This window comes from Thiomonas sp. (genome assembly GCF_054608695.1).
Genome location: NZ_JBTRXV010000176.1, coordinates 1 through 3,898 on the forward strand (window position 1 = coordinate 1; position 3,898 = coordinate 3,898).

General features: G+C 63.5%; 5 protein-coding genes. 4 read left to right on the forward strand and 1 reads right to left on the reverse strand.

Annotated features, from left to right (window positions below; genetic code table 11):
• Positions 1 to 349 precede the first annotated feature (349 nt).
• From ACYCUK_RS23760 to ACYCUK_RS23770, 3 genes are read left to right on the forward strand one after another with little or no spacing between them, the layout of a single operon-like run.
• Positions 350 to 910: a hypothetical protein gene (locus tag ACYCUK_RS23760; RefSeq protein WP_461597054.1), complete on the forward strand. Its 561-nt coding sequence runs from the start codon at positions 350 to 352 to the stop codon at positions 908 to 910.
• A gap of 11 nt (positions 911 to 921) precedes the next feature.
• Positions 922 to 1,671 (forward strand): hypothetical protein, encoded by a 750-nt coding sequence (locus tag ACYCUK_RS23765; RefSeq protein WP_461597055.1) that lies wholly within the window; start codon positions 922 to 924, stop codon positions 1,669 to 1,671.
• Position 1,672: 1 nt separating this feature from the next.
• The gene (locus ACYCUK_RS23770) at positions 1,673 to 2,329 is read left to right on the forward strand and encodes a hypothetical protein (RefSeq protein WP_461597056.1); all 657 of its coding nucleotides are present in this window, start codon (positions 1,673 to 1,675) and stop codon (positions 2,327 to 2,329) included.
• Between the two features lie 53 nt (positions 2,330 to 2,382).
• Here the strand turns inward: ACYCUK_RS23770 and ACYCUK_RS23775 are convergent, their stop codons facing one another.
• The gene (locus ACYCUK_RS23775) at positions 2,383 to 2,592 is read right to left on the reverse strand and encodes a hypothetical protein (protein WP_461597057.1); all 210 of its coding nucleotides are present in this window, start codon (positions 2,590 to 2,592) and stop codon (positions 2,383 to 2,385) included.
• Positions 2,593 to 2,628: 36 nt separating this feature from the next.
• Between ACYCUK_RS23775 and ACYCUK_RS23780 the strand changes: the two genes are divergently transcribed.
• Entirely contained in the window at positions 2,629 to 3,534 is a 906-nt protein-coding gene (locus tag ACYCUK_RS23780; protein ID WP_461597058.1) for a carbon-nitrogen hydrolase family protein, read from the forward strand.
• Positions 3,535 to 3,898 lie beyond the last annotated feature (364 nt).

The window sequence follows — 3,898 nt, forward strand, 5'->3', positions numbered from 1 at the left end:
CGCGCTGATCGTTTTTGATCGGTGTTTGATCGTCGCTCAACCACGTTCGATCAGTGATCGTTCGTCGAGCGCGCGGTCAAACCCGTGCAGGATAAGAGTTGTCCGTACAGCGATCCTGCTGGCGCACGGTCCCTGCACGACAACATCCTGGTCAGGCTCCGCCCGACACCCGACACCACCACGCGCTGATCGCGGGGAACCTCGTTCCGATCGACGATGCATCGCCGACGAACGGTTCTGCATCCGCGCCGTGCAGGGGTTCTCCGCGGTTCCCTTGTCGCACCTCCTGCAACCTCCGCCGCAATTCACGTATGGGATCGATGCCGATCCGGATCCGCTCGGAGGTTTCATGGAAGGACAAGACAAGCCCGACAAGGCGCAAGAGTTTGATCGGGACGCTGCTCTCGAAGGGATGGCGCGCTTCGACGAGCTTCTGCACCGCGCCACGCGCAACGCCCGGGCTGCACAGGAGGCGGAGTCTTCGCGCTCGTTCGCAACGCGCGCCGTTGCCGCGCGTGAAGCCGGCATCCGCAATGCCATCGCGTCAGGCATTTCGGCCCGCAGCCTGGAAAACGCGCTGGCCGAATCACTGCCCAACATCCCCCGCGCCGACTTGCACTTCGCCATGCAGAAGCTGCTGGAGAAGCTGCAGGGCCGAGCGACTGAACAACCCAAGCCTGCGCCGAACAAGAACAAGGGCACGCCCCCGGCGAAGGAACCTGCCAAAGGGCGCCAAGCGACATCCATCTCTGATGCCCCGCGTCGGACGGCAACAAGTTCGGATCTGCCGCCATGGGCCGATGGGTCGGACAAGCGCGCGGATGAGTCGGACGAGGACTATCGGCTGCGCAAGGAAATCGAAGGGCCGCCCGAGGCCAAACGCAAGTTCATCGGCGAACACAACACCTGAAGGAGAACAGCATGCTCAAGACTTTCATCATCGACGGCGACAAAGGCGGGGTCGGCAAGAGCTTGGCTGCGCGTGCGCTGGTCCACCATTACCTGACGCAGCCCGAAGCTGAGCGCCCGCGGATCGTCGTCTATGACGCCGATCTGTCCAACCCGGACGTGTGTGGCGACGGTGGTTTGAAAAGCGGCAACGGCATCATGGGGACGGCCATGCTCGATCTGTCGAACGAGAACGGCTGGATCGACTTCGGCACGCGGGTGGCGACCCTCACTGCGGCCGCCGAGAAGGTCGATTACCGCATCATCGTCAACATGCCGGCCCAGATCGGCACCCGTGCCTTCGACGGCTCGATCCACATCGTCAACGAGGTGCTGCGCGAGGCGAACGCGATTCCGGTCTGGCTGCTCAGCCGCACCCAGGAAAGCATCCGGGCGCTGAACTACCGCCTGCGCAACATGCCCGCCCGGTACGAGGCCGGACTGATCGTCAAGAACCTGTTTTTCGGTCAGTCGGACAAATTCGCCCTTTGGTCGGCCGACGAACTGCAGCAGCAACTCATCGATGAGGGCGCCTGGATTGAAACTGAGCTGCCGGAACTCAACGATCAGCTGGCGGTGATGATCGGCCGTCGGCCCTTCCATGAGGTTCTGAAAGACGGGATCGACGGCCGTGGTCTGCAGTTCGGCTACCGCCTGGCGCTGGAATCCTGGTTGAAGCGCGCCGGCGCGGCCATGGCCAAGATCGAAGAGCTCGGGTGCTGAAATGGCCTACAGCAACTCCGAGCAGATTTTCATCGACGTGTTGGGGCGCGTTCCCACCGAGCCCGAATGGAAGGAAATCCACGCATTGCTGGGTGCCGCGACCAGGAGCGGCTGTGTGATTGACGATGAGTCCAACGCCGTACAGGTAGTCTGGCTGGCCTGGGACTGGGTCCGCGGCATCGGCCGTGCCGATGTGTTGGCGCTGCTGCGGGGCAGACTGCAGGATGTCGACACCGCTCTCGAGGACGTCCGTAACGATATGGGTGAAGCGATCAGGAGTTTGCAGGATGCTCTGAACGCCTTCTTTGAACGGACATCGACGCAGCCTGCCAACGCCCCCGCTCTGCAGATCAATCCCGAAGAACTGGCCGCGGCCCTGGGGCCGTTCCTACAGGTTCCACCCCCGGTAATCCACCAACACTATGACGTTGTGGATTCCTTCAAGGAGGGGGTGCGCAAGACCTTCAAATGGGGGTGGGTCGCTATATCGATTGTCGTCGGCCTTGCCGTCGTCGCATTCTGGACTCAGATGTACATCCAGGACTCCCGCCAGATTGCCGATCTGGCTGCGAGCAATGCGGCACAAGCTCAGCAACTGAACGACCTGCGCGCGCAGCAAACGAGGGCGGCGCGTCGCGCTGAACACAAGCGGCCATGAGTGCCCATGCCGGTGGGCAGCGTGCAACTGCCCAAACTGGAACGCTGCGCAGGCTACTGCTCACCGCCCTTGGCGCCATTCCGGGCCTGGCGTGGATCATTGGTGGCGCGGATCCAATAGGGCCGCTGCTCTCCATCCTCGTTGTGGCAGCAGTCGCCACCGGGCGCAACCCCGTCGAGCGCCTCGCGGCCGCTCTGGGCTATTACGCCACCGGCTGCTGGCCGATCGTCGGTGCAGTTGTCGGCTACTGGGGAGCTGGACACGCAGGGGTTGGGCTGTTGGCATGGTCCGCATGCAGCTTGGCTCTGGCCATGCCGTGGGCACTGGCAGCCCACTGGCCCGGCCTGCTCTTTGCGTTGGCCGCCACGGCGTTGCCGCCGCTGGGCGTTGTCGGCTGGCTCTCGCCCCTCAATGCCGCCGGCATGCTGTTTCCTGGCATGGGCTGGATAGGCCTCGCGCTGGCCGTCGGCTCCATGCTCGCCATGCACTCAGCGCTGTCTGTGCTGGCTGGCCAAGGGCGCCCCGGCCTGTTCGCCGACGCATCCTGGTCGATGTTGCTGTTCGCGGTGATCGTGGCAATCGGCGCGAACCTGCTCGCGTCGCCGGCGTCTACGCCGCCGGGCTGGGTTGGCGTCCAGACCCATGTCATCCCCAGCAAGGGAAACATCCTCCGCGCCATCCAGAACAACCAGTCCATCGTGGACGCTGGGCTGGCCCAGGGAAAAGGCGCCAGTGTTGTGATTTTCCCGGAGGCCGTTCTGGAGAATTGGCTGCCTGGTACACGCCAGCAATTTGCCCAGGCCGTGCCAGCCGGGCAGATCTGGCTGGTCGGGGCTCAAGTCGGGAGAAGCGATGCTGTCATCACCGTCACCCATAGATGGACCATCCCAATGCCGTTGGCCAAGGCGGCCGGGCTACTGCTGGGCGGCGACTGGCAGCCCTGGAAGAAGGACACACTGCGACCGGCATGGGTACAGCGCACCTTTAATCTAGATGGAAATCGCGTCTGGGCCGCGCTATGCGTGGAGCAGGTGCAGCCCTGGACATGGCTGGAAGCCATGTGGCAGAAACCGGGCGTCATTTTGGCAATGTCCAACGCCTGGTGGGCGCCGCCGGGCAGCTCAGCGCCGGGGATTCAGGAAGCCAGCACCAAGGCTTGGGTCAGGCTCACCGGGATGCAGGTAGTGTGGGCGGTGAATCGATGACCAGCGTTCTATGCGGCGGCGAGAGTCTGCGATGCCCCCCCACAATGGCTAATTATGAGTTCGTCGGCGGCGCCAGCTAGGCTCTCTCCTCTCCTCTCCTCTCCTCTCCTCTCCTCTCCGCTCCGCGTCCGGGGGCTGATCGAGGATTTTTTCAGCCGATTCGAAAACGCCGTGCGTGGCGAGCCTGGCAACGCCTCCCCGAGCGGCATGGCTGAACGGCTGTGGTTCATGATGCCTCCTTGGGCCTGGGCAGTGTCCACGCTGGTGGCGGTCTTCATCCTGTATTGGGGCGTGCACGGCACTTGGTGAGGGTTGCGCGAACCCAGCGTTGGGGGATGGATTCCACGCAGTTTCATGATCTAGG